The organism is Novosphingobium sp. SG707, from assembly GCF_012275515.1.
Classification (GTDB): domain Bacteria; phylum Pseudomonadota; class Alphaproteobacteria; order Sphingomonadales; family Sphingomonadaceae; genus Novosphingobium.
In genome coordinates this window covers 1-1,557 of sequence record NZ_JAAZQL010000037.1, presented here as the reverse complement: position 1 = coordinate 1,557, position 1,557 = coordinate 1, and the positions used below count along the sequence as shown (strand labels likewise).

Sequence of the window (1,557 nt, the reverse complement as noted above, 5' to 3'; positions counted from 1 at the left end):
CGCAGGTGTTTGATCCAGGCGGCGATGGCCGAGAGGATCGCGGGGCAGGATCGGCCCTGCGCCTGATTGGCGGCCAGCGTGGCGAGCCAGCGCTGGGGGATCTTCTGCGAGCCGTCCATCGCGATCTGGATCAGGCGGTGGTTGAGCGCGGGATTGTCGAAGCGCTCGATCAGCGCGGCGGCATAGGCGGCAAGATCCATGCCCTCGGGCGCGGGAATGGTGGGCGCTGCCTCCTCGCGCATCAGGCGCAGCGCCATGTCGCGCAAGGCGGGATCGCCAACTGCCTGATGAACATAGGTATATCCGGCCGCCAACCCGCAATAGGCCAGCGCCGAATGCGCGCCGTTGAGCATCCGCAGTTTCGCCGTTTCATAGGGCGCCACATCGGCCACGATCTGCGCGCCCACAGCCTCCCATGCCGGGCGCGGACCGGCAAAACTGTCCTCGATCACCCACTGGCTGAAGGGCTCGGTCATCACCACGCCTTCGTCGCGCAGGGCCAGCAGGCCCTCGACCTCGGCGCGGTCAGCGTCTGTGGTGGCGGGCACGATGCGGTCGACCATGCTGCACGGAAAGGTGCAATGGGCCGCGACCCAATCCACCAGATCGGGATGATGCGCGGCCAGATACTCACCCATCAGGCGTTTGAGCTGATGCCCATTGTCGGCCAGATTGTCGCAGGACAGCAGCGTCAGCCCGCCGATCCCCGCCGCCTTGCGCGCGGCCAGCGCTTCGGCCAGCAGCGGATAGAAACCGCCCGCTGCAAGGGTAAGATCAAGGCCCCCGTCCGCCTTGCGGCAATAGCCCTTTTCGGTCACGGTGAACGTGACGATATGGGTCGCCGGAGCGCTCAACAAAGCCTTGATCCGCGCCGGGTTTTCCGGCGCGACGATCACCTCGGCCACGCTGCCGATCACGCGCAGCCTGGTCCCCTCGCCCGATTTTTCGGCCAACGTGTAGAGCCCGTCCTGCGGGTTCAATTGCTCGCCAACGGTAGGGCTGCGCAGCGAAATGCCTGCGATCAGCCAATCTCCATTATGGCCCTCCATCGCGCGATCCGTGTACCACGCCTGATGCGCGCGGGTGAAGGCGCCGAGGCCGAAATGGACGATGCCGATGCTCTTGGCCGCCCGGTCATAGGCGGGTAAGGCGGCAACTTGGGCGGCATTGTCGGGCAGGTTTTGTGCGGAAATCCGGCTCACAGCTTATAGGCCTTTTTCACCAGATTATAGGTCAGGTCCTGTGCCAATTCGGCGGCTTCCCAATCGGCCATCCGGTGTTCGACCACCATTTGCGCCAGGAAACCGCAGTCGATCCGCCGGGCCACATCGTGGCGCGCCGGGATCGAGAGGAAGGCCCGCGTGTCATCGTTGAAGCCGACGGTGTTGTAGAAGCCGGCCGTTTCGGTGGTGGCATGGCGGAAGCGGCGCATCCCTTCGGGGCTGTCGTGGAACCACCATGCCGGGCCCAGTTTCAGGCAGGGATAATGCCCGGCCAGCGGCGCCAATTCGCGGGCATAGGTCGATTCATCGAGCGTAAACAGGATGATGGACAGGC

Annotated in this window: 2 protein-coding genes; both read right to left on the bottom strand. The window is 65.0% G+C overall.

Translation table 11 applies throughout. The features are described from left to right. Positions 1 to 1,202: mannitol dehydrogenase family protein (locus FHW92_RS25470; protein ID WP_168606083.1), on the bottom strand; the 1,202-nt coding region annotated here is incomplete at its 3' end. After that, positions 1,199 to 1,557 (bottom strand): glucuronate isomerase (locus tag FHW92_RS25465; RefSeq protein ID WP_172249413.1); only part of this gene is annotated, 359 nt, incomplete at its 5' end. The genes FHW92_RS25465 and FHW92_RS25470, both read right to left, overlap by 4 nt.